Source organism: Paenibacillus sp. FSL F4-0087, from assembly GCF_038020215.1.
Lineage (GTDB): Bacteria > Bacillota > Bacilli > Paenibacillales > Paenibacillaceae > Paenibacillus > Paenibacillus taichungensis.
This window is the reverse complement of sequence record NZ_JBBODJ010000001.1, coordinates 5,160,192-5,178,382: the sequence shown is the minus strand read 5'-3', so window position 1 is coordinate 5,178,382 and position 18,191 is coordinate 5,160,192. Positions and strand designations below refer to the sequence as shown.

The following is an 18,191-nucleotide window of genomic DNA, read 5'->3' as shown; positions in this document are numbered from 1 at the left end:
CTCATGTAGTTTTTTCATCATGGTTGGAAAAAGCGCGCCTTGTGGCGCGCCTCCGTTACGCTGTTTTATTTAGCAGTAACTCCGTATTCCGACATCCAATCCTTGATTCCCTGTGTACTTCCTCCCCAGCCCTCAACATACTCGGACAGCTCTGAAGTGGAGATTTGTTTGTCTGGCAGCGCATCACGCTGTACATAAACCGGGTTGAGAACCACTTGATCCTCTGTCTCATCCCCATTCAGCTTCTGGTACGCATAACGAACCTGAACACGTCCAATGTCTGTTGGATCAACCGCTGCGGAAGCTACCCAAGGATTTTTCGGATCCTGGATCATCTGCAAATCTTCATCACTCATGTCAATACCATATACCTTGATCTCATCACGTCCTGCTTGCTGAATGGCACGTGCTGCACCTTTAGCGAACTCATCCCAAGCAGTCCATACCGCCGTGATTTCACCTTTTGGATATTGTTTCAAAATCGCTTCCATTTTGGCTTGCGTATCCAGCGCTGGATTCTGTGCTGAACCAAACGTTGCAATCTCCTTAATGTCCGGGTTCTCTTTCAGGAACTTGCCATAAGCAATTTGACGACGTTCCATTGGTGCAAAACCGGCTACCCATACTTTCACGATATTGCCTTGTCCGTTAATATCTTTTTTCATTTGCTCCAGCGTAAGCTCAGCCATCTTCTGATCATCCTGGGACAACACTGTTGCTCCCGGAACGCTAATGTCTGCATCGAACACAACAACCGGAATGTTTTGTTCTACTGCCTTTTTCACGCCCGGCGTCAGCAAGGAATCCCCATGATCCGTTAGAATGGCATCGAATTTCTGGTTAATTGCGCTATCGAGCAACGATACCATTTTGGCTTTATCATTATCAGCGACAAACGTAGTCAGTTGTCCACCGAATTTTTCGATTTCTTCTTTAACCCCTTGCACATATTGCTGTGAGAACGTACCTGTGTTAAATTCCATAATCAGTGCAATTCGTTTTCCACTGAGTGGGCCTGTTACTGCTTCGGTTTGAGGCTTGTCCTCTGCTGCGCCGGAAGCTGTAGTTGAAGCAGGTTCTTTTTTAATTCCGCAAGCGGACAGCGCCAATGTAAATACAAGCAGCACACTCAACCATACCCATTTTGTGTTTTTCCCTCTCATCTCTTTCTCCCCCTGTTCACACTCTCTGTGATCTCGATCACAATAGTTGAATATTAATATAACGGCTAATCCCTAGTATGTAAATGGGTTTTAGTAATTTAAAGCTAAAACTCGCTAAGTTTTTATCCGAAACTAAAGTATCTTATCCAGTTCATCCAGAATCATGTAAATTAAACAAGAAAAAGACCGCGAGGGGTACCCCTACGGCCTTTTGGACTTACAGAATTATAGCGATTAATCCACCGGAACCTTCGTTAATAATACGTCCCAGCGTCTCTTGCAATTTATATCGTGCGTTGTCTGGCATCATCGCAATTTTACCCTGAATGCCTTCTCTCACGATGGAATGCAGTGAACGACCGAACATATCTGAATCCCATACCTTGATCGGATCGTTCTCGAAGTCCTGCATCAAGTATCTCACCAGTTCCTCACTCTGTTTTTCCGTTCCGATAATCGGTGCAAACTCCGATTCCACATCGACCCGGATCATGTGAATGGATGGTGCGGTTGCTTTCAGGCGGACGCCGAATTTGGTGCCTTGCCGGATGAGTTCTGGTTCATCCAGTGCCATCTCGGCGAGGGATGGAGCCGCGATGCCGTAGCCAGTCGTTTTGACCATCTCCAGCGCCTCAGCGAAGCGATCATACTCCCTCTTCGCATGGGAGAATTCCTGCATCAATTGCAGCAGATGATCTTTACCACGAATTTCAATACCAACAACTTCCACGAGGATCTGATCATATAGTTCATCCGGTGCATACAGATCGATTTCTGCCACACCTTGCCCCATGTTCATACCACTCAGACCGGCTCGGTCGATGAATTCGTATTCCATGAACTGAGCAACTACCCGATCCACGTCACGCAATCTGCGGATATCCTTAACCGTATCGCGAACGGAATTTTCATAGTTGCTGCGTAGCCAGTGATTTTCATTCAGCACCATTACCCAGCTCGGCAAATTCACATTCACTTCATGTACAGGGAACTCATACAGCACTTCGCGAAGTACACCTGTCACATCATCTTCGGTCATTGTAGCTGCACTGAGTGTCATAACCGGAATGTCATACTTGGCAGCAAGCTCACTTCGCAACTGCAGCGCTTCTTCACTGCGAGGGCGAGTGGAGTTGATCACCAGTACAAACGGTTTGCCTACTTCCTTCAGTTCGGCTATAACGCGTTCCTCTGATTCCACATAGGAACTCCGGGCAATCTCAGCGATTGTGCCATCTGTTGTGACCACCACACCCAATGTGGAATGCTCCTGAATGACTTTGCGTGTACCAATTTCGGCAGCTTCCTGGAAAGGAATCGGTTCTTCGAACCAAGGTGTGGAGATCATGCGTGGTCCATTCTCATCCTCGTATCCCTTGGCTCCTTCCACTGCGTAACCTACACAATCCACAAGGCGCACATTGACATCTAGTCCCTCGGCGACCTTGATTTGAACCGCGTTATTCGGTACGAATTTTGGCTCCGTAGTCATGATTGTTTTGCCAGCTGCGCTCTGTGGCAGTTCATCCACTGCCCTCCCGCGGTCTGCCTCATTTGTGATGTTTGGCAGTACAATCGTTTCCATGAAACGTTTGATAAATGTTGATTTACCTGTCCGGACTGCGCCGACAACCCCGAGATAGATATCCCCTCCGGTCCGCTCGGCAATGTCCTTAAAAATGTCCACTTTCTCCAATGAAATCCCCTCCCTAAATTACTCCGAAGGAAAAATGCTAAAGAGCATCCGCTTCGTTTTTTCAATCAGAAGACTGAAATCCCTGCAACGGTAGAGCCGCCTTTGTGAGTGCCCGGAAGTCGTCCGCCGCCGAACGTTGCATTCTGATGAAACCGGCGAAAGCGGCGTTAACTCGTACATGCAATTGGACTAGTATCATCTTATGTATCCGTATGCAGCATTATGACGCGTATTTTTTGTTTTTTTCTCAAGGTAGTTGCCTTAAGAAAATCGCCCCGCTCTCGGACTGCGCGTCTTTATTTCAATCTACTTTATGAGCGTGCCGAAGCTTTTATGCCGGTTCGTTGATTTGGTTTTCGTGGTACCGTTCAAGCCGTGCAGAAGGTATACTGTGAGGGTAAGGCATTTTTTAGCAGAGAAGAGCAGAGATAATGAGATGAGAAAGGTGAGATGAGCATGGCACAGATCAAAGTATATGGACTAGGTGAGCACCTGAATCCATTGAAAGCACAGCTTTCACAAGTTATACACTCCGTTATGGTGGATGTTGTGGGATTACCGGAGAACAAGAAGTTTCAACGTTACTTTCCCATGGAAACGGATGATTTTCTTTTTCCCTCTGATCGTTCAGCAGCATATACCATTATTGAAATTAGCATGTTCGAAGGCCGCACAGATCAAGTCAAGAAAGAACTCATTCAGCAATTATTCACACGAATGAATGAACAGTTGAAGTTATCACCTAATGATGTGGAGATCACCATATTTGAAACACCGCGTAGTCATTGGGGTATTCGGGGATTACCCGGCGATGAACTTGACTTGAGTTATAAAGTGGAGGTCTGAACAACGTAATCTGAATATAGTTTATGGTCCTTATGATGTGAACTATAAACCAACATACAAGAAAGAGATATTCCGTGATGCGGAATATCTCTTTTTTTACCTTAAGGATAATCATTGATTGCATGCATTCGAATCGAATTAACGTTCATTATTACTTTTTTGCAACCGGGGTATTATTCTGCCAGGTATAGGCGACCGATTTTACAGGGACAAAGTAAGAATGCTCCAGCAAGAATTCACGCATATCTTCCACTTTTGTTGGAGCATTATCTGACTTCTCTACAGCCTGCATAATGTCAAAAGCATAATCCACATAGACATTGCCCTCGTCATCCATCATGAAAGGCAGTTCCTGACCCGAATATACACTATTCAGTGTAACCGCTGGGGCACCTGCCTGTGCGGCTTGTTCCATATCTACAGCGTATAGATTCGGATACAATTCTTCCCCACTTGGCAGTTGATTGTTATGTACGGACTTGTACTGGTTGACCATTCGCTGAACATCATTTACTTTCTGTACGGTTTGAAGATCCATGACTTTGACTGTCGGGTTCACTTCTTCATCCTGAATGAGAAAGTAAGCGCTCCCACCACTTTCAAACGCAGTGCCGGGTATTTCATCCAGATACCCCTGCTGTTTCAGCTTGGACAGATCCACTCTAAATTTTTCATATTTCGGTGTTTCTATATCTGCATTGACCATGGGCAAAATCCCCTGATCCTGTTGGAATGCTTCTACCGCAGTTTGAATACGGCTTACGCTTTCCCTATAAGCTATTTTGGGATCAGGATTACTCTGGGATTGATACATACACCCCGTTGCTGTAAAAGCAAACAATAGGAACAAGAGTAGACAGGACATCTTCTGCAAATGACGCCTCTGCCCTCTTGGTTTCGCGACCTTCGCCATATTCTCGTTCATCCGTATCCTCCTTGAAATCGTTCCACTCAGGTATTCTTAGAACCAATCGTCCTCTTCCTGCTGTTGACGCTCCAATTGTTTACGAATCGCTGCCTTCAGCGGGTCCTCCGGAACATGAACCATCACCGATCCCCGCACCTTTGCCTGACATGACAACCGAGTACCTGCATCCAGCAGCGAACCTAGCTTACGCTTCTCCGCATCTGTTGGTGGATGAAGCGCTGCAAGATGTTCCGAATCTACTTTCACCTTACACATGAGACAGGCTGCCTTTCCATCGCATCGCGTTGCAATTTTCACCCCTGCACGACGTGCAGCATTTAGCAGTGTTACACCCGGCTTTAGCCGAATCGTTTTATTTTGCGGTAAAAATGTAATATTGTAATCCATCATTCTTCCTCCCAACCTATTGAGGCCATTCGAAGCCAACAAGCTCTTCCACTTCTGCTCTGAATCGGCTTGTCCATATATTTTGCTTCCCCAATAAAGTCATTAGAGGTTGATGTGATTCGGGCATCTGCTGGATCTGTCTTGCAATGGGTTCATAACGATCAGCACGGCCTCTCATTAGATTGAACAACAGTTCATGAGCAAGCGGCATTAAACGCAATGTGTAAGAACCCACTTTGGCTTCAGGTGCATACTTGGCCAATATATGCTCAATTTCAATGCGGTACCAACTTTTACGTGACCACACTTCGAAACCACCAACCAGTTCCAACGCACAAGTCCCTACCTGATAATGACTGAGCAGCGAGGCATAAGGTCCAGTTTTATCTACGACAGGCTCGTCCAGCACCATTCCAGGCGCAGATTTATGAAGCAACTTCGCGGCGGTGATGTCAGCGTAAACATCAATATCTCTGGGAGCCTGCTGTAATTCCACCTGTTGGAGCAACAACCCACAGCTTCCTCCAAGCAGCCACGTATAAGGCTCTGCATCCCAAGCTTTCGCCGTTTCCAGCAAAGCCGCTTGTAATTCTGGATAGCGCTCTATCCGATCCTCCGTTTCATGCGACCTCATCGGCTCACCTTCCCTTCATCCGTTTTCGTTGTGTCAGTTCTTATGATGTGTTTATGCGGATGTTATCTCTCAGGCGAGAAAGATCAGGTCAGAGAAGCTATTCCGCCGAAGAAGCCAATCAGCATAATGAGAAAAGCAATTAAAGAAAGAATCCCCCGTACAATACCTTTCGTTTTGGATCGAGCAAACGTAATCAGGAATACAGATAGTCCCATAATAAGGATTGCGACCAATGAAAGCCACATCTTGTCCATCGCGTTCATAATCCAGAGTTCTCCCCTTCAGTCCGTTATTCATCACTGACACTGTGACAATTGCAACTATTATAACACGAAACATTGCTCAGCTTTCCAAAAAAAAAGACAAAAAGCAAGCCGGCAGATGCCGACTCGTCTTTTTGTCTTGCCTGATCGCCTGCACGCAGGCGCGATCTATTATTTTTTTATCATCATTTTCATTAATGATTCCATACTGTTTGGGTTTAATCCGCTTTTTTTGACGGCACTCACGATATCCTGAACTGTATCCTCAGATACTGGCACTTTTGCCATGGCGGATACTTGCTTGATCAGTTGGCGCAATTGAGCTTCATTCTGCATGGTGGACGGTTTTACTGTACTCGCCAATTTCTTGACGGCACCTTCCGTAATCGATTTCCCTGTTTTTTTGTTGATCGCTTTCAGCGCTTCCTTGGAAATGTTGTTAGCCATTCGTCTCCCCTCCTCCGGCAATACTCATGTGTATAATATGAGTGCACCGCAAAAAAGGTGAAGAAGCTTCTCATTTCGGGAAAGCTGCCTACGCTACCATCAGGAATGCCACTGCTCCCATGTTTCAAGCGTCATGACTTCCATTTCGGTCTTGGGATCACGTCCCATCAAAGCTTCAACCGCATCCCGCGGCTGTCTCTCTTGAAAAAGAACGTGATAAAGCTGATCTGCAATCGGCATTTGCACACCGTATTTCTGAGAAATAAAGTGGGCGGCCTGCGTGGTCCGAATACCTTCCACAACCATGCCCATGGAATTCAAAACATCGTCCAGCTTCTGTCCTTTGCCCAGCAAGGAGCCAGCTCTCCAATTACGGCTGTGCTGACTGGTCGCAGTCACGACCAAATCGCCGATCCCTGCGAGTCCAGAAAACGTGAGCGGATTCGCTCCCATCTCCACACCGATGCGTGTGATTTCGGCAAGCCCGCGTGTTAACAACGCTGCTTTGGCATTGTCACCAAAGTTAAGCCCGTCTGACATACCAGCTCCTAGCGCGATAATATTTTTAAACGCTCCCGCCAGTTCTACACCGATCATATCTCGATTCGTGTACACACGGAAATAAGCATTCATAAATAAACCTTGAGCCGCCTCGGCAGAAGCTTTATCCAGTGATGCCACAACAACCGTCGTTGGGCAACGCTTAACCACTTCTTCCGCATGGCTTGGACCAGAAAGTACAACGACACGGCCTTCTTCACATTCGAGTTCTTCCGAAATGACCGTGGACATACGTTTCAGACTTTCTGTCTCAAAACCCTTGGTTGCATGAATGACTAACATTTCCGGTTTGTAATAGGCCTTAAGCTGATGTGCAACCGAACGCATCGCCGATGATGGAGCAACAATTAACACAGCAGAAGCCCCTTCAACTGCCGTCGCCATATCCGTGGTTGCCTGAATACGAGGTGACAGCTCTGCATCAGGAAGGAAGCGTTGGTTTGTATGTTTATTATTGATCTCTGCGGCCTGGTCTTCACCACGTGTCCACATGATCACATCCAGTTGATTGGCAGCCAATACACTGGCAAGTGCAGTACCCCAACTGCCAGCAACCAGAACAGCAACTTTTTTAGACAACGCGTTTTCCCCCTCCAGGGTTTTTCGATCCCAATTTATTTTCCTGTCCTTTGGCGAGCTTCGCAATATTGGTACGATGTCTCCAGAACGCAAACAGACAAATAATCAGACTTCCCCAGAAGATACTCATCGAATATCCGGGTAACACAAGGATGAAGAGCGGTGTCAAAGCTACAAAAATAAGGGAACCCAATGAAACATATCGTGTCAATACGATGGACAGGATCGCAAATACCCCGGCGCATAGCGCAGGAATAAGTGCAAGAGTCACGAGTACACCAATCGCTGTCGCAATTCCTTTTCCTCCACGGAAACGGAAGTACAGCGGCCAGTTATGTCCTGCAATGGCAGCTATACCACTAAGTGCAGGAATCCAATCGGAACCATTGCTGAACCAAACCCCAATCCAAACGGCCGCAATACCTTTGAGTACATCCAACAGCAGTACCAGAATTGCTGGTCCTTTACCCAATATCCGCAAAGTATTGGTAGCCCCTGCATTTCCGCTTCCGTGTTGACGGATATCGATCCCCCGTAGTGCTTTTGCAAGGAGGACACTAAAGCTGATTGAACCGAGCAGATAGCTCAGTACAATCGCTGCGATTTGTAAAATCACAAACTTCTCCCCTAACCTTCGTCGGACTTCCTCCGAGTAAATATGCGAATTGGCGTCCCTTCAAAATCAAACGCTGCACGAATTTTATTCTCCAGGTAACGTTCATAAGAAAAGTGCATCAATTCCGGATCGTTCACAAAAATAACCATGGTCGGAGGTTTAACTGCAACCTGAGTCACATAGTTGATTCTCATTCTGCGTCCTTTATCTGTTGGTGGCGGATTAATCGCCACTGCATCAGACACTACATCGTTAAGCAGATGCGTCTGAACACGCATCGAGTGCTGCTGGGCCACACGCTGCACCACAGGCAACAATTTTTGTAAGCGTTGTTTTGTCTTGGCTGACAAAAATACAACCGGAGCGTAAGTCATAAACAGGAAATGATCCCGAATTTTTTTCTCAAACTCATTCATTGTTTTATCAGACTTCTCTACAACGTCCCATTTGTTCACAACAAACATGGAGGCTTTGCCTGCTTCAAATGCATAACCTGCAATATGCTTGTCCTGCTCGATAATGCCTTCTTCACCATTAATTACAATCAGAACAACATCTGCACGCTCAATGGCACGCATCGCACGCATCACGCTGTATTTCTCCGTGGTCTCATAGACTTTACCACGTTTACGCATACCTGCTGTATCAATCAGCACATAGCGCTGACCGTCTTTTTCAAACGGTGTATCGATCGCATCCCGCGTCGTACCAGCAACATCACTGACAATAACACGTTCTTCGCCCAAAATGGCATTCACCAATGAAGATTTACCCACGTTAGGACGTCCGATCAGAGCTACACGAATGACATCGTCATCGTAAGTCTCTTCCTCAAGTTCAGGCAATTTCTCAACGATGGCATCCAGCAAATCACCTACACCTGTACCATGACTTCCCGATACTCCGATTGGATCACCAAATCCAAATCCATAAAACTCATAAATGAGCTCACTGCGCCCGATATTATCCACTTTGTTAACGGCTACAACGATAGGCTTACCTGAGCGGTACAACATCTCTGCGACTTCTTCATCAGATTGCGTAATCCCTGCTTTTGCATCACACATGAATACAATAACATCCGCTTCTTCAATGGCGAGCTCTGCCTGCATCCGGATTGATTTTAAAATGACGTCCTCGCCGTCGATTTCGATACCACCTGTATCGATAATGCTAAATGGTTTACCGTTCCATTCGCCGATTCCGTAGATACGGTCACGGGTAATGCCCGGCTTGTCTTCCACAATGGCCAATCTGTCGCCGATGATCCGATTAAAAATGGTGGATTTGCCCACATTCGGTCGCCCGACAATTGCCACAACGGGTCTTGCCATACATTCCACTCCTCCTGTCCATACTTACGATAATCATCATAGCAAAAAACGCCTGTCTTGGCTAACGTTTCATGCCGTTATACTCGCAATAAAAACAATCGGCGAACCCGCTGGGGCTCGCCGATCTTGCTTTTATTGTTCAGCAAAATATGCAGTATATAACTAAGAACCATGCATGTATAACTTATTTGAATTTGCTGAGTTTGTCACCGAAGCGCTCGCCGAGCGTGATGCTCAGACCTTGATTGCTCAAGGAAACGTTCGGGTTGTTGATTTCTTCACGTGGAGCATTGTTTCTTGCAGGTCTTTCTGATTTTGGCGCTTGAGCAGGAGCTTCTTCAGTTTCCTTGATGCTCAGGCTTACACGTTGCTCAGAAGGATTCATGTCCAAGATTTTAACTTGAACTTCTTGTCCTTCTTTCAACACTTCGTGCGGAGTGCCAATATGTTTGTGGGAGATTTGCGAGATATGCACAAGTCCCTCAACACCAGGAGCGATTTCAACAAAAGCACCGAAGTCAACCAGACGTTTTACAACACCTGTTACGATATCGCTAGAGTTGAATTTGTCGCCAGCTGTTTCCCAAGGACCTGGTTGAACAGCTTTCATGCTCAGGCTGATTTTACCTTTTTCAGGATCAACTTTCAGCACTTTTACGTTTACTTTATCGCCTTCAGACAGAACGTCCGATGGTTTGTCAACGTGTGTCCAAGCCAGCTCGGATACGTGAACCAATCCGTCTACTCCGCCAACATCAACGAAAGCACCGAATTGAGTCAAACGTTGTACCGTACCTTCGATAACTTGACCTTCTTGCAAACCAGCCATAACCGTAGCTTTGTTTGCTTCGAATTCTTGCTCAAGTACGTCTTTTTGGGAAAGGATCACTTTGTTATTCTCACGGTCGATCTCTTTCACTTTAACACGCAATGTGCGCCCTTTGTAATCGCTGAAATCTTCAACGAAATGGCGCTCTACCATGGAAGCCGGGATAAATCCGCGTACGCCCACGTCTGCTACCAGCCCGCCTTTAACAACGTCAGCTACAACAACTTCGAATACGTCTTGGTCTTCAAAATGCTTTTGCAATTGATCCCAAGCGTTTTCGCTGTCGATTGCACGTTTGGACAGAACGAGTTTTTCTTTCTCGTCGTCGATGCTAAGTACTTTAGCTTCAACTTCTTGTCCAACTTCAACTGCATCAGACGCGCTGTCTACGTGTAGGGAAGACAGTTCACGAATTGGAATTACACCGTCATATTTATATCCAATGCTCACATAGGCTTGGTTATCTTCCAATTTGACGATGGTTCCTTTTACGGTATCTCCTTTTTTCAAGGAAACGAATTGATCCAACTCATCTTGGGTTGCTTCTTGATTTTTCATTTCTTCCGACATGTCAAATACCCTCCTCAATTCAAAAACCCCATTATATTCAAACCTGCCTGTAGCAGAGTTCAAAACACTTTCAGAACTAAATGCATAGCTTAGCTTCCCACAAAAAAATGGAAACATGCACTCAGTTGTTCGACGTCACCTTACTCACTTGCTCGGTACGCCCGTTTGCACCATTTCATTAATTTTGGACATAATCTTCTCCGTCGCTCTTTCCAGCGCATCGCCGGAAGGATCTTCCTTGAACTCGTCCAAATTCACCGGTGCTCCATAAACAACTTTCATCTTACGAAAAACCTTGTAGTTACCGATAATAGCAGTAGGAATAACTGTAGCACCACTTCGGAGAGCGAAGCTCGCTGCCCCTTTTTTGCCGATGCCTCCATCATTGTGTCGGCTTCCCGAAGGGAAAATGCCAAGCACTTCACCACCACGCAAAATGTTGAGTGAGGTCTTGATGGATTCCTTGCTGACGCCTCCACGTTTAACAGGGAAAGCGCCTACGGCTTTGATAATTCGGCCAAAGACCGGAATATCAAACAATTCGCTTTTGGCCATGAAGCGCACCTGACGACGAATCTTGATACCAACCGTTGGAGGATCAAAGTTACTGATATGATTGGAACATAAAAGTACGCCGCCTTCTTTCGGGATGTTCTCCCGTCCAACTGCCTCCAGGCGGAAAAGAATGGTGTAAATGATCCGCAGTAATGTGCTGCAAAATGTGTAAATCATAGACCGATCTCTCCTCTGACCATTGTGCAATAAGACACGATTTTGTCAACCACTTCATGGATGCTCATCTCGGTTGTATCGAGCACTGTAGCGTCCTCAGCACAACGAAGCGGGGAAATCTCCCGACTTTCATCCAGTTTGTCACGGGTGGCAATGTCTCGCTCAAGTTGCTGCAACGTCAGTCCTTCTGAGGGGTCCAGTTCTTTGAAGCGGCGAAGTGCACGCTCTTCCACACTGGCAGTCATGAAGATTTTCACTTCCGCGTCGGGCAGTACTGTCGTTCCGATATCGCGTCCATCCATGACGACGCCCTTGCGCAAAGCCATTTGCCGCTGTGTATCCACCAATTGCGTACGCAGCCCCTCGATTTGCGCATATCGGGACACGATTCCCGTCACTTCACGGGAGCGGATTTCCGAGGTTACATCTTCCCCATTACAGAACACTTTCTGTCCGTCGGGATCCGGTTGTAAATCAATGACCAGCTTTTGGGTTTCCTGAAGCACCTCTGGCACATCTTCCGGTGAAATACCTTTTCGAAGCATATGCAAGGTTACCGCACGGTACATCGCGCCAGTATCGACGTATATATACGCGAGCGCCTCTGCAACCAATCGGGCCACCGTGCTTTTCCCGGCACCGGCAGGTCCGTCAATTGCGACGTTCATTTTCCCGTTCTCTGATGTGTTCTGGCTTGCCAACGGGGCATTCCTCCTCAAACGATAAGCCTCAATAAAAAAACAGGCATTGCCTGCATCGTCAAAATTATACCACACTATACACATGGATGCAAAAACAGACAAATCCTTAATGCTATTGTTCGTGTACCGTTTGCATCTGAATTGGTGTTCCTTCCAGACGATCAATGGAGGTCATATTCTTTTTCATATTAGGCACAAGAAGTAATAATTGATAAAACACAAGCAGAATAAGAAGAGCTGTAATCAGCTTCAGAGCCCTTCTTTCCATTCGCTTGGATAAAACATAATATAGGCGCTCGTATCTGCGGGATGCATGGCGATTGTTCACAAGCCGAACCTCCGTTTTTCCATTACAGTGCCCAGCATTGTCCATTGCTATACCAGACAATTATCCTCTTATTTCGATCGATAATCCAGTTGCCGTTCAAAACAAAACTTGATGATCTTCTGCCTTTCCGAATCCGTAATCTGCACAAACTTTAACATGCATAGCTGTCTGCCTGTTTCCAGTGTTTTGATACGTACCACTTCAGCTTCAAAATTAGCATGTTCAATTGCTGCATTCCGATAAGGAATAAGCAACCAGCATTTCAGCTTCTGCCCTTCCGCAATAGCAAAATTGGGTTCTCCATAAATGGACAATCCCCCGCCGCCAATATCTTCAGTCAAGCCCACTGCACGGGTCAAATCTTCACCCTGGATGGCCATTTCAAGGTTTGCATGAACACGCAGAAAACTGCGACGCTGGATTTTGGTAATGTCGTCCGGCAACGGCTTGCGAATTCGTACTAGCCGTACTACATCTTCCTCAAATCCGGTCACATACGTGTTGAAATAATGACGAACCCCGTCTTCCGTAATATAAGAAATGGACAATTCTTCACCAAAAAACAACCGTTTCAACCGGCTGCTTCCCTGCTGCATCGGAACTTCGATCAGAAAACTATTGTCATCCACATCAGCTATACGTGATTTATATTCTTTGCTTTCCTCTTTTTCATCTGCAGAGGCAATCTGGATGTATAAAACTTCATTTATTTTGGGAAACAAGCTGTTCACCGCCACCTTAGCTTTTTATCTTCGTAATCGTATGTACAAGGACTATTATACCATGACCTTTCTCATAGTGGACAACAAAAAACAGACCACTGCGTGGCCTGTTCAGTTATCTATTTGCAATTCAACTGCCTACCGGTTTATTGATGTTATGTGGTCTCATTCACCGGTTTGATTTCCTCAACGGCTTCTTCCATACCTGTATCAGCGTTGATGTAAATTTTATATTTTGCACCATTGATGCGTCCACCGAATTCGTAACACAGAACTTCTTTGCTGTAATCATTCTTAATGAGTGATTTACGAGCATAGCTCTCCTTGAATTCCGGATTCAGTTTTTTGCGGGCCTGTTCAACCGTGAGTGTGGCTTTTGGAATCTCCCGCTTTTTCTGATGTTCATATACAAAATCACTTGCCTGGAAGCCTGTAACATCCCCATTATCAAGGCCAACCCTAACAGACATTTTTTCAGGATAAATCAGTGTATCGCCTTGTTTGCGAACATAGGTCAGGTTACCGAGATTGCCAAACTCGTCATAATTGACTGCCTTCATATCTTTGTAACCCTTATTGGAAAGGAAATGATCTGCTTTGGCCATAGCTTCCTTACGTGTGACTTTCTTTGTTCCGATTGGACGAGTGTCACTGTAAGAGATGAGCAGACCGCCATTACGCGTGAAGTCCATACTCAATTTACTGTCTTTGGATTGATCAATCGTAGCTGTGTACGATTCCCAGTCTGTACCCTTACCATTCTCTTGTATTTGAATCTTGCCGTGTTCGGCATTGGAAAACTTTGCAGCTTTAGTTTGGATCTGCTCCTTGGTCATCGGTAAGCCATCCAGCTTTTTCACCGAACGTTTGGCATAAATGCTGGAGACTGAAGGACCCCAGTCAAGTTCAGGGTATTCCTGTACCTTTTTGTTGACTGTCCGGAATCCATCCACGATGGTGTTGTCCATCGTTTGCTCTTCGGTTGCCATAGCCGACTCGGCATCCATCCAGCGTAAACGGTCAGAAATGACTTTTTGCTGTACATCCTGCAGATTTTTAGTGATCTCGGATGAATTCGCATACAGCTTTTTCAAGTTGCCCATTTCTTTTTCACTTAAAGGTTCATTGGTCAGATCACGCATGGACGCCTGATAAGCAAAGTTAGAGATGCGGGAGAGAAACTCCTCCGTCTCACTGAATGGCAACATTGTAAGCGGCAATTGGTTAATCTCATTCTGCGCTTCACTGGTAAGTCGCCATACGTTCATCAGACCTTTACGATGCATCCCTTGGGACGTAGCATGAACTGCCAGTGTATTCCCAATCTCGGAGTGCAATTTGTCCATATGAAAAGATAAATCGTGAAAGGCACGTTGATATTGATTCTCTGCCTTGATCAGAATGGCATTTTTCTCCTGGTTCTCTTGGTAACCCCATACGAGAGCACCGATTAACAGAACTGCAAATATCGGAAACATAACTGAACTTAAACGTTTATACATCGGTAGAGTCTCCTTTCTTCTAAGCCACTACCTCTATTGTGGATCGAAGAAAGACCTCTTATGCATGCGATTTCCAGTCTGTCCAATGACGGGCTTATCACGCGTGGTCTCAAACGTTCTGTTTAATTCAATTGTACCCAGGTTGTGCCGCCATCTTCCTCAATTTCGAACTGATCGCGATTATCACACAAACACTGTTTAAAACCAGTCTCAATTCTTCCTCGTTCCTTCTTGCCTCGCAGCGTAAAACGTTCTCCACATTGCTTGCATCTGATTTTAATTTTGATTCTCATCACGCTTATCCCCGTTTCTATTTGTCTTTCCCCGGGAATTTTTATTTTATTGCAACAAAAAACACACCGGGGCATCAGGCGCAGGTTGCGCTCCATGTCCACCAGTGTGTCCGTATTTTTATAATTTAATCTCTTCCTCACGCTTCACAAAACGAAAAGGAGAACGATTGTTGGCCCTTGTAATCTTGCCCATCGCACCGTACCATAGACCCGCCATCAGTGGCGCAATGAACCATAACCAATGATTCACCATCGTATTCATAATGACATCGTAAAGCGCATGCCAGAAGAACGGTAAAACGAGTGAGAGCATAAGAAACCAACGTTTTTTCTTACCATCCGAGAACTTGGCCCGCCCCATGTAATAACCCATAATTACTGCAAACATGGCGTGACCCGATACAGGAAGCAATGCACGAATGAACATAGCTGAGACGGAAGCATTCCCCGCAAAGGCATACAACACATTCTCAACTGTAGCAAATCCGAGTGAAACAGCAACGGAGTATAGAATCCCATCATAAGGCTCGTCAAATTCGGTATGGTTATAAATAATATGGTATATCACAAACCATTTGACGAACTCTTCAACACCACCTGAAATCAGGATAGCTTCAACATAAGGATTATCTCCAAGCCAGATCATCATGCCACGCTGAATAATCATCACAGGCAATACCATCAGAATCCCCATGAGAAAGACTCGAAATACCATGTGAAGAGGTTCAGAGTCATAACGGTCTTTCAGATAAAAGTATGTTAACAAGGCGAGACCCGGAGCTACTGCTGCTGCTAAAACCGAAAACAAAAGCACCGAAATTCCCTCCTCTGACTAAAGACGCGATTACAACGAGAGCTTACTCCTGACGCTTGAAGTGGGTGCAAATAACCTCAACCGCTTGTTCAGGCATAACAACCTTTCCGTACTCTTCCATGACGGCAGGGGTAACGGAAGATCCTTCACCGAATTCAGCAAGCAAGGCAATCAATGCTGCATGTTTAGTGGAATCCAAGTCATCCGGTTCAAAATGCAAAAACCATTTGTCTTTATAGGAATAAAGTCTTCCAGCATCCGTTACGTGCTGATGCAACATATGTGCAGCCTCAACCAACACTTCAAAATCTTTGAATGCATAGACGATGGAATCGCTTTGCTCAAGTGTAACTTCCATCTCATATACTTCTTCAGGCAAATCATCCTCATTACCTGAACCATATTGTTGCGGATCATATTTCCCCCGGGTGACAATGACAACCATCCCTTGAGCGGGAAGTGCGAATACTTCGACAGCAAGTGGACCTGTAGCATCAAATCCAAGTTCGGAATAGGCCTGGTCCATCATTTCAGTGAACAGTTCATGAACTTTAGGTATTTCCTGCCACATATCTTCTTTTTGTATTCCGCGCTCGCTCAGATCGTCAAAGGTCAGGAAAATCCGTATCTTATCGTGACTTAATCGTTCTATTTTCATACAGGATCTCCCCTTTATAAGCAAGTCTTATAACAGATTATGAAGCACAAAACAATATGTGCTGAAAATAAATCTATGTAGTTATGTTATCATTTTATACCTGCAAATGCACGAAGTAAAATCGACAAAAAAAGAATCATTCCACATCAAAACAGGACTGTGGATGATTCTAATGGGAGGTTTGTGTTTATAAACCCGGTACTGTTGTGTTTGTTTGAGTTAAAATTTGCTCAACTTCTTGTTTAACATCCGGATTGGTGCGAATAAAATCTTTGAGCATGTTCATGTTCTCTTCTTTTTCTTGCGGAGTTATCGGATTTGCACTTTTTTTATGCGTGCTTTTGTGGGCATCTCCGCTCTGTTCGTTTGGCTTGGAGCTGAAACCGTCCATGCCCGGGAATGTCATCTCCATCATTTTGTGTTTGGCCTGATTCATCATGTTGCGGGATGAACCGGAAGACAGCATTGACATCTTACCTTTGGACAGCCAAGAACTGGCTGCTACGCCAATTACAACACCCCAGAAAAAGGATGACGCCTTCATTACACCAACCTCCTTTTAATGTTAAAATCACAACTAGTGTTTGCGGGAGTGCCTCATCTCATTCCGCATAAATACAGGAAAGCGAGTTGAAAGCATGATTAGACACACCATCGCCTTAATTATGATCGCTTGCATGCTGTTGTCAGCTTGTGGAACCAAAGTCGAAACAACACCTGAATCCACGAAGCCCACTGATGATTCGGTTACTTCAACGCAGGAGCAGCAGAATGAGCCAACTTCCACTGGCACAAGCGAAAAGCAAACCACGGATTCCCCGTCCTCAACGGACTCGGACTCGAATACGGATCAAGCATCACCAAGTAATGACGAAACATCTTTGACAGAAAAAGAAGGAACTGATAATGCTCCCGATTCACAAGTAGCCGAAGTTAATATTGAAAAAACGTATCACATGAACGCCAATTACTACATCAAACCCAACGATAAGACGAGCGAAAGCAAGGTTGTATTATTGACATTTGATGATGGGCCCAAAGAAGAAAAAATGATTAATGGATTAATCGACACATTGGATAAACATAGTGCGAAAGCAATATTTTTTGTTAACGGATACCGAGTGAAAAGTCATCCCGAGTTGCTCGAGATTATTCATAAACGTGGGCAAGTAATAGGAAATCATGCGTGGGATCATGAAGACCTGAAAAAAATGTCCACCACAGCAGCAGCCAAACAGGTAACCGATGTGCAAAAGATTGTGAAAGATACGATTGGCGTGGAACCTCAGTTTTTCCGCCCGCCGTTCGGTTCTGGAAATGATGCACTAAAGGCCACAGTCAAGAAAAACGGCATGTTATACATGACATGGTCCAATGGTTCACTGGATTGGGATAAGAGCACCAAAAACAAACCGGAGAAAGTTATCCAGAATGTACTGGATCAATTAAATCCCGGCAGTAATATTTTGATGCATGAGTTGCCATGGACGGTTGAAGCGTTGGATGAGTTGTTAACCAAACTTGAACAGAAAGGCTACACTTTTGTCGACCCTCGCTCCATCGAACTCGAAGCCCGCTGAGCTTCGAT

The 18,191-nt window shown here is 45.4% G+C and carries 22 protein-coding genes; 2 read left to right on the top strand and 20 right to left on the bottom strand.

What is annotated here, in order from left to right; all coding sequences use genetic code 11:
* Positions 1–65 precede the first annotated feature (65 nt).
* On the bottom strand, positions 66–1,163 hold the full coding sequence (locus MHB84_RS23825) for a sugar ABC transporter substrate-binding protein (protein ID WP_076288932.1): 1,098 nt from the start codon (positions 1,161–1,163) through the stop codon (positions 66–68).
* Positions 1,164–1,380: 217 nt separating this feature from the next.
* Entirely contained in the window at positions 1,381–2,859 is a 1,479-nt protein-coding gene (gene spoIVA / locus MHB84_RS23820; RefSeq protein WP_076288931.1) for a stage IV sporulation protein A, read from the bottom strand.
* A gap of 456 nt (positions 2,860–3,315) precedes the next feature.
* Between spoIVA and MHB84_RS23815 the strand changes: the two genes are divergently transcribed.
* Positions 3,316–3,705, top strand: coding sequence for a tautomerase family protein (locus MHB84_RS23815; protein WP_076289336.1), 390 nt, complete (start codon positions 3,316–3,318; stop codon positions 3,703–3,705).
* A 151-nt stretch (positions 3,706–3,856) separates the two neighbouring features.
* On the opposite strand, the gene MHB84_RS23810 is transcribed toward MHB84_RS23815, so the two are convergent.
* The 18 genes from MHB84_RS23810 to MHB84_RS23725 form a co-directional block, all read right to left on the bottom strand.
* Complete coding sequence (locus MHB84_RS23810) at positions 3,857–4,630, bottom strand: hypothetical protein (RefSeq protein WP_076288930.1); 774 nt, start codon at positions 4,628–4,630, stop codon at positions 3,857–3,859.
* A 36-nt stretch (positions 4,631–4,666) separates the two neighbouring features.
* Positions 4,667–5,020: a 2Fe-2S iron-sulfur cluster-binding protein gene (locus MHB84_RS23805; protein ID WP_076288929.1), complete on the bottom strand. Its 354-nt coding sequence runs from the start codon at positions 5,018–5,020 to the stop codon at positions 4,667–4,669.
* Positions 5,021–5,036: 16 nt separating this feature from the next.
* Positions 5,037–5,654, bottom strand: a complete 618-nt coding sequence (locus tag MHB84_RS23800; RefSeq protein ID WP_076288928.1) for a hypothetical protein — start codon at positions 5,652–5,654, stop codon at positions 5,037–5,039.
* Between the two features lie 83 nt (positions 5,655–5,737).
* Entirely contained in the window at positions 5,738–5,917 is a 180-nt protein-coding gene (locus MHB84_RS23795; RefSeq protein ID WP_053780676.1) for a DUF2768 family protein, read from the bottom strand.
* A gap of 171 nt (positions 5,918–6,088) precedes the next feature.
* Positions 6,089–6,364, bottom strand: coding sequence for a stage VI sporulation protein F (locus MHB84_RS23790; RefSeq protein ID WP_076288927.1), 276 nt, complete (start codon positions 6,362–6,364; stop codon positions 6,089–6,091).
* 99 nt (positions 6,365–6,463) lie between these two features.
* On the bottom strand, positions 6,464–7,504 hold the full coding sequence (locus tag MHB84_RS23785) for an NAD(P)H-dependent glycerol-3-phosphate dehydrogenase (protein WP_076288926.1): 1,041 nt from the start codon (positions 7,502–7,504) through the stop codon (positions 6,464–6,466).
* Positions 7,497–8,120 (bottom strand): glycerol-3-phosphate 1-O-acyltransferase PlsY, encoded by a 624-nt coding sequence (gene plsY, locus MHB84_RS23780; RefSeq protein ID WP_076288925.1) that lies wholly within the window; start codon positions 8,118–8,120, stop codon positions 7,497–7,499. The genes MHB84_RS23785 and plsY overlap by 8 nt, the downstream gene beginning before the upstream one ends.
* 11 nt (positions 8,121–8,131) lie before the next feature.
* Positions 8,132–9,454 carry a ribosome biogenesis GTPase Der gene (der, locus tag MHB84_RS23775; protein WP_024630683.1) on the bottom strand — a complete coding sequence of 441 codons (1,323 nt, stop codon included), beginning with the start codon at positions 9,452–9,454 and terminating at the stop codon, positions 8,132–8,134.
* 184 nt (positions 9,455–9,638) lie between these two features.
* Positions 9,639–10,853: a 30S ribosomal protein S1 gene (rpsA, locus tag MHB84_RS23770; RefSeq protein ID WP_076288924.1), complete on the bottom strand. Its 1,215-nt coding sequence runs from the start codon at positions 10,851–10,853 to the stop codon at positions 9,639–9,641.
* A 144-nt stretch (positions 10,854–10,997) separates the two neighbouring features.
* Positions 10,998–11,585 (bottom strand): lysophospholipid acyltransferase family protein, encoded by a 588-nt coding sequence (locus MHB84_RS23765; protein ID WP_063566752.1) that lies wholly within the window; start codon positions 11,583–11,585, stop codon positions 10,998–11,000.
* Positions 11,582–12,286 carry a (d)CMP kinase gene (gene cmk / locus MHB84_RS23760; RefSeq protein WP_063566751.1) on the bottom strand — a complete coding sequence of 235 codons (705 nt, stop codon included), beginning with the start codon at positions 12,284–12,286 and terminating at the stop codon, positions 11,582–11,584. The genes MHB84_RS23765 and cmk overlap by 4 nt, the downstream gene beginning before the upstream one ends.
* Before the next feature lie 112 nt (positions 12,287–12,398).
* Positions 12,399–12,614: a hypothetical protein gene (locus MHB84_RS23755; protein WP_076288923.1), complete on the bottom strand. Its 216-nt coding sequence runs from the start codon at positions 12,612–12,614 to the stop codon at positions 12,399–12,401.
* Positions 12,615–12,682: 68 nt separating this feature from the next.
* The gene (locus MHB84_RS23750; RefSeq protein WP_076288922.1) at positions 12,683–13,336 is read right to left on the bottom strand and encodes a flagellar brake protein; all 654 of its coding nucleotides are present in this window, start codon (positions 13,334–13,336) and stop codon (positions 12,683–12,685) included.
* A gap of 155 nt (positions 13,337–13,491) precedes the next feature.
* Positions 13,492–14,838, bottom strand: a complete 1,347-nt coding sequence (gene ypeB / locus MHB84_RS23745; RefSeq protein ID WP_076288921.1) for a germination protein YpeB — start codon at positions 14,836–14,838, stop codon at positions 13,492–13,494.
* 122 nt (positions 14,839–14,960) lie between these two features.
* Entirely contained in the window at positions 14,961–15,131 is a 171-nt protein-coding gene (locus MHB84_RS23740; protein WP_167666101.1) for a hypothetical protein, read from the bottom strand.
* A gap of 118 nt (positions 15,132–15,249) precedes the next feature.
* Positions 15,250–15,945: a glutamic-type intramembrane protease PrsW gene (gene prsW, locus MHB84_RS23735; protein ID WP_076288920.1), complete on the bottom strand. Its 696-nt coding sequence runs from the start codon at positions 15,943–15,945 to the stop codon at positions 15,250–15,252.
* 43 nt (positions 15,946–15,988) lie between these two features.
* A complete protein-coding gene (locus MHB84_RS23730; RefSeq protein WP_076288919.1) occupies positions 15,989–16,603 on the bottom strand; it encodes a genetic competence negative regulator in 615 nt (204 codons plus the stop codon).
* A gap of 187 nt (positions 16,604–16,790) precedes the next feature.
* On the bottom strand, positions 16,791–17,147 hold the full coding sequence (locus tag MHB84_RS23725) for a hypothetical protein (RefSeq protein ID WP_076288918.1): 357 nt from the start codon (positions 17,145–17,147) through the stop codon (positions 16,791–16,793).
* 94 nt (positions 17,148–17,241) lie between these two features.
* On the opposite strand from MHB84_RS23725, the gene MHB84_RS23720 reads away from it, so the two are divergent.
* A complete protein-coding gene (locus MHB84_RS23720) occupies positions 17,242–18,183 on the top strand; it encodes a polysaccharide deacetylase family protein (protein WP_076288917.1) in 942 nt (313 codons plus the stop codon).
* Positions 18,184–18,191: the final 8 nt, after the last annotated feature.